Raw genomic sequence first — 5,539 nt, forward strand, 5'->3', positions numbered from 1 at the left:
AAAATATTAATGGGCAAACACGAGAGTCGTTGTTGAATATTAAAAATTCAATTTATAACTCAACTGACTCAATTGATTTTTTTGATTTTTATGGTGGAGAATTTTATTTATTTTCTATGAAAAATCTTAAAGAAGTATGCTCTCAAATTTCGAAAATAGTTTCGCATATACAAGCAATATATGGGGTGGACTTGATATTTACTGAGGAGCATTTACTTACGATTGTTCTTACTCAATTGGATGTCGAAAATCAAGAGAATGATATTAGGAGAATATGGACTACACGTTCCTATAGTAATGTTGGTGAAACTAATTTAGATGTTGCTATTTATCATATGCCTGCTGAAAAGAGAGAATTATTTAACGATCTATATCATAGGTTTAATGAATTTCATATCCGGAAAGATGCAGAAAAAATTTTTGCATTGGAAGTTTATAACTATGTGCTGAATAAACCTCGGCCCAATTTTTTTATAAAATTATATAGAAAATTCAAGATGATTTTAAAGGTTTGATAATGAATAATATATTTGTTGCAGGACACCGCGGTATGGTGGGTTCGGCAATTGTGCGTCAACTGCAAGCCAAAGGTTATACAAATATTATTACTGCAACGCATGCAGAATTAGATTTGTGTAATCAAGCGGCCGTTCAGCAATTTTTCATAGATCATGAGATTGATCAGGTGTATTTAGCTGCTGCAAAAGTCGGTGGTATCCACGCCAATAATACTTACCCTGCCGACTTTATTTATCAAAATTTGATGATTGAAGCCAATGTGATTCATGCCGCGCATGTGAATAATGTGCAAAAGCTGATGTTCTTGGGTTCATCCTGTATTTACCCAAAATTTGCACAGCAGCCGATGGCAGAATCTGAATTATTAAAAGGTGAATTGGAAAGTACCAATGAACCGTATGCAATTGCCAAAATTGCCGGGATTAAACTCTGTGAAAGTTATAATCGTCAGTTTGGCCGTGATTACCGTAGTGTGATGCCAACCAACTTATATGGTCCGCATGACAATTATCACCCTGAAAATAGCCATGTGATTCCTGCATTGTTGCGTCGTTTTCATGAAGCTGTGAAAGATAATGCTGAAGTCGTGACGATTTGGGGTAGTGGTAAGCCAATGCGTGAATTTCTACATGTCGATGATATGGCAGCAGCGAGCATTCATGTGATGGAATTGGACACGGAAACTTTTAAAGCCAATACCCAACCGATGCTGAGTCATATTAATGTGGGTACAGGTGTTGATTGTACCATTCGTGAACTGGCTGAAACCGTTGCCAAAGTAACGGGTTTTCAAGGCCGTTTAGAGTTTGATGCCACGAAGCCTGATGGCACACCGCGTAAGTTGATGGATGTGAGCCGTTTGGCGGACTTAGGTTGGAAAGCCAGCATTTCATTAGAAGATGGTTTGCGTGATGCTTATCAGTGGTATTTGGAAAATATCGATTCTGTACGGTCTAATTAAATATGTGGCTACCAAACGAAACATTTAAAAGCGTGATTCAGCATACACCGCTGATTTCGATTGATTTGATTGTAAAAAATGAGCAGGGTGAAGTTCTGTTAGGTAAAAGAGTCAATGCACCTGCCAAGGGTTGTTGGTTTGTACCTGGAGGGCGTTTACGCAAAAATGAAACTTTGGATGATGCTTTTATTCGTTTGGTACGCGAGGAGCTTGGTATTGAATCGGGGGTGACTCGTGCAGATGCCAAGTTTTTAGGCGTGTTTGAGCATTTTTATGATGATTGTGTATTTGGAGATGATGTAAGCACACACTATGTCGTCATAGGATATGAGCTATATTTGACTAGTAACTTTACACAGCAATTACCATTAAAACAGCATCTAAATTATCAGCTTTTCGAAGAAGAAGAAATTTTAAAAAGTGAAAATGTAAATCAATATACAAAAAAATATTTTAATATTTCTAAAAGTGAGAGCTTTAATGAGTAATAAGCAGCTTTCAAATGTAGGCCTTTATACAAGAACCCTAAGAGGTCATCGTCAATCTTATCTTGATTTTGTAAAGCAAAATTTTGGTGGAGAAAGAATTAACGAATTAACCTTATTTTTTAAGAAAGGTCCTGTATTCTTTTTGATGATTGAAGACAATTTTATGCTTTATTTTTTTGTAGCATGTATTCGAGCATTCTTTGGAAAGAAAACAGTCGGTTTATTGTTTAGACCTAAACCAGCATTAAATGCAAATAACTTTAGGCTGAAGCTTAAGTTGTATCTATTAAAAGTTTTGAAAAAAATAAAAAAAGTGCAAACTCTGTCGATTGTGCCTGTGCCACTTGAACCTGAAATATCAACGATTGTAGATGATTGGATTTATGATTTTCAGCTCTGGGATATGACAACTGAACAAAATAAAGTAATTGAACAGCTAAAAAATAGTATGAAACCGAGTATTGATGCCCCTGAATATCAAATTGTTCAACAGGTAAAAAACTATGCCAATGGAAGATCTATTGTAGTTGCCTTAGGTGTGCAAAATAAGGCTAAAGGTACAAAAATTCTTGCTAAAAATATCCAATACTTTATTCAATATAACTATTTTGTAGTACTTGCTGGTCGATTTGCAGATGACTGCCACGAGGTTAAATTAGCTTTGGAAGAATCAGGTGCATTGATTTTTGATCGCTTTATGACAGATGAAGAAATATTAGGACTTTATGCTGCGGCAGATGCTGTCTGGTGCTATTACGATCCTAGCTATGATCAGGCTTCCGGTATTTTAGGAAGAGCTGTCCAGCTAGGTGTTTTACCCATAGTAAGACCTGATTCATTCAGTGAGAAATTTTGTGTTACAGAAGGTATTCCGCATGTAGCTATTTATCCAAATGAACATGAAAAGTTCTTTTTAAATCTAGAGCAGCAGAATTCTAAATCAATAGATGATCAAGATATTCAAGAGAAATTAAAGTTAATAAGTGGGCAAAAGTTAAATTCTATATTTGCTAGCAACGGTAGCATATAAACATGTCTAGCAAGTTAAATATTAAAAAAAATGTTGTTACTACGGTAACAGCATTTTTTATAAATATTCTTTTAACTTTTATTGGATATAGACTAGTTGTAGAACAAGGTGGATTAACTGCTTTAGGCGTTTGGTCTGTATTATCTGCTGCAATATTTATTATCCGTATTGGTGATGTCGGGATGGGAAATTCTGCGGAACGACACGTTGCTATGGTGAGTGCTCAAACAGATTCTCAAAAAGCTAGAGGGTATTTAGATACAGCTCTGGTCATCAATACTGCATTGTTTTCGTTCTTAGCATTAATAGGATGGTTGATTTTTTCTTATAAAATAGAATGGATTGTGCCTGCAGAAAGTCACTTGCAAGCCGAAGCTTTACATATTTTACCACTGATGTTAGCTGTCTTTGTGATTTCTAATATTGCCAACGTTATTAGTGGTGCTTTACGCGGGCTACATCTAGCATATATGTCAGCTTATCTATCGGTTGCTGGTGCACTGTTACAAATGTTCATCATTGTTTTATTGGTGCCTAAGTTTGGTATAGCGGGTCTGGCTTGGGGACAACTTGCACAGAATATTTTTATTGCTATAGCTGCTTGGTATTTATTTAACCACCATCTTTCACAATATGGCGCCAAGTTATCTATTTTTCCTGTTGAAGGTTCAAAATCTCTTTTTCGAGAGTTATTTAATTTTAGTATTCGTGCGCAAGCCGTTAATTTAGTAAATGGTTTATTTGAGCCTGTGTCCAAGTTTATTATTGGCCACTCTGTAGGTATGTCGACATTGGGCTTGTATGAAATAGCGTATAAACTTGTTGCTTTGCCTAGAAATGCCGTTGTTTCTGGTGTGTTAGGTCTGACGCCCGCAATCACTCGGCTGTTAATATCTGATCCGCAAGAAGCCGAAAGGCTTTATTTTCGAGCACGTCGACTGGTTTTATTGGCAACAGGTGGTGTAATGCTGCTCGTTGTTTTGAGTTCGCCTCTTCTATCTTTTTTATTACTGACAGAGATAGATAAATTATTAATTGCCTTTGTAACTACCTTAGCTATAGGTTTTTGGTTGAATGCCTTGGGAGCACCGGCTTATACCCTTGGATTTTCTGCTGGTCAAATGCAAGCCAATTTAATTTCATCAATCTTATGCATAGCCTGTGTTGTGCTATTGAGCGCAATATTACGAATTTTTTGGCCGGTATATGGTCCCGTATTGGCAAGTGCCTGTGCTTTGTCACTTGGTGGATTATTTATTTTGTGGCGTAATGAAAAGATATTGAAGGAATATAAATGACGACACGTAATATTTTCTTAAGTTACGCATCTGGTAGTTTTATTCAAGCGCGTGATGAACTGTGTCAGTCTGCGCTAGCTGTTGGGTTTGATGAGGCACGTGCTCGAGGACCGGAACATTTAGACCCTGCATTTGTTGAGGAAAACCAAGACATTTTGTCACAATCCCGAGGGGCGGGCTATTGGTTATGGAAGCCACAAATTATTCTTCAAGAGTTAAGAAAGCTTAAAGAAGGAGATCTTTTAGTTTACTCAGATGCAGGGCGTTCTTCTTATTATCAATTTAAATCATTCCCCAAAAATTGTATTTCTTTAACAAAAAAACATGGTTTTGTATTGGGTCCAACAATTGGCCAGCATGGTCCTATGTCTAAATGGACCAAGCGAGATGCTTTTATTCTGCTGGATATGGATAAGCCGGAAATTTATAATTTACCACCGATACAAGCTACATATAGTTTTTGGACACCTTGTCCAAAGGCATTTGAGTTTTTAGAAGAATGGTTGGAAGCTTGTCAAGATCCTAGAATTCTAACCGATATGGAAAATACTCAAGGTCTATCTAACTTAGATGATTTTCAGGATCATAGGCATGACCAAACTGTAATAAGTTTATTAGCTTATAAGTATAATGCACCTTTTATGGACTATAGAGGAACATTTATTGAAAAGTTATTATTGTTAAGACCCCAGTCAAGATTTGCACATATGTTCTTGAAACGAATATATGATGTGGAATTAACTTATAAAAGATCAATTTTAAAAACTATACAAGCATTAAACAGATGCTGGTCAGATTTTAAATAATTTTTAATATTAGAGGCGTATCTTGATTTATTTTAACTTAATAATGAGTTTAATTATTTATCTGTTCTCATTATACATTTGTATAAGTAGAAGAGGATATGGCTATTTACCAGTGTTTTTTTCATGCTATTTTATTTTTATTTTAATTGTCCCTGCTTTTTTTCATATTAAAGAAAATATATTTCCATTCTATCAACTTTCATATGATTATAATGATCTTTATAGTGCATCTCTAATATTATTATGTTTTACAGTTTTATTCTGGCTGGGTTTTTTTTGGAATCAAAAAATACCAAATTCTAGTATAAGTAAATCTAATAATATCGTGAACATAAAAAAAGTTAGTAAATTTAGATTCACTCTAGTCTTCTATTTTTTAATTTTAGTTACTGCTGGTGTAATAGCTATTTATGGGCCTGATACTTTTATGGTTAAAA

6 protein-coding genes are annotated in these 5,539 nt (G+C 35.2%); all 6 read left to right on the forward strand.

Going from position 1 to position 5,539, the window contains the following annotated elements; translation table 11 throughout:
* The coding region (locus B4J23_RS09885; protein WP_291360342.1) for a hypothetical protein at positions 1-515 on the forward strand (515 nt) is incomplete at its 5' end.
* Positions 516-517: 2 nt separating this feature from the next.
* On the forward strand, positions 518-1,480 hold the full coding sequence (fcl, locus tag B4J23_RS09890) for a GDP-L-fucose synthase (RefSeq protein WP_291360344.1): 963 nt from the start codon (positions 518-520) through the stop codon (positions 1,478-1,480).
* Between the two features lie 2 nt (positions 1,481-1,482).
* The gene (locus B4J23_RS09895) at positions 1,483-1,968 is read left to right on the forward strand and encodes a GDP-mannose mannosyl hydrolase (protein WP_291360346.1); all 486 of its coding nucleotides are present in this window, start codon (positions 1,483-1,485) and stop codon (positions 1,966-1,968) included.
* The gene (locus B4J23_RS09900; RefSeq protein WP_291360348.1) at positions 1,961-2,998 is read left to right on the forward strand and encodes a hypothetical protein; all 1,038 of its coding nucleotides are present in this window, start codon (positions 1,961-1,963) and stop codon (positions 2,996-2,998) included. Before B4J23_RS09895 ends, B4J23_RS09900 begins: the two co-directional genes overlap by 8 nt.
* A gap of 2 nt (positions 2,999-3,000) precedes the next feature.
* The gene (locus B4J23_RS09905) at positions 3,001-4,296 is read left to right on the forward strand and encodes an MATE family efflux transporter (RefSeq protein ID WP_291360350.1); all 1,296 of its coding nucleotides are present in this window, start codon (positions 3,001-3,003) and stop codon (positions 4,294-4,296) included.
* Positions 4,293-5,102 carry a hypothetical protein gene (locus tag B4J23_RS09910; protein WP_291360352.1) on the forward strand — a complete coding sequence of 270 codons (810 nt, stop codon included), beginning with the start codon at positions 4,293-4,295 and terminating at the stop codon, positions 5,100-5,102. Before B4J23_RS09905 ends, B4J23_RS09910 begins: the two co-directional genes overlap by 4 nt.
* Positions 5,103-5,539 lie beyond the last annotated feature (437 nt).

The sequence above is a fragment of the Acinetobacter sp. UBA3025 genome (genome assembly GCF_002367915.1).
GTDB lineage: Bacteria > Pseudomonadota > Gammaproteobacteria > Pseudomonadales > Moraxellaceae > Acinetobacter.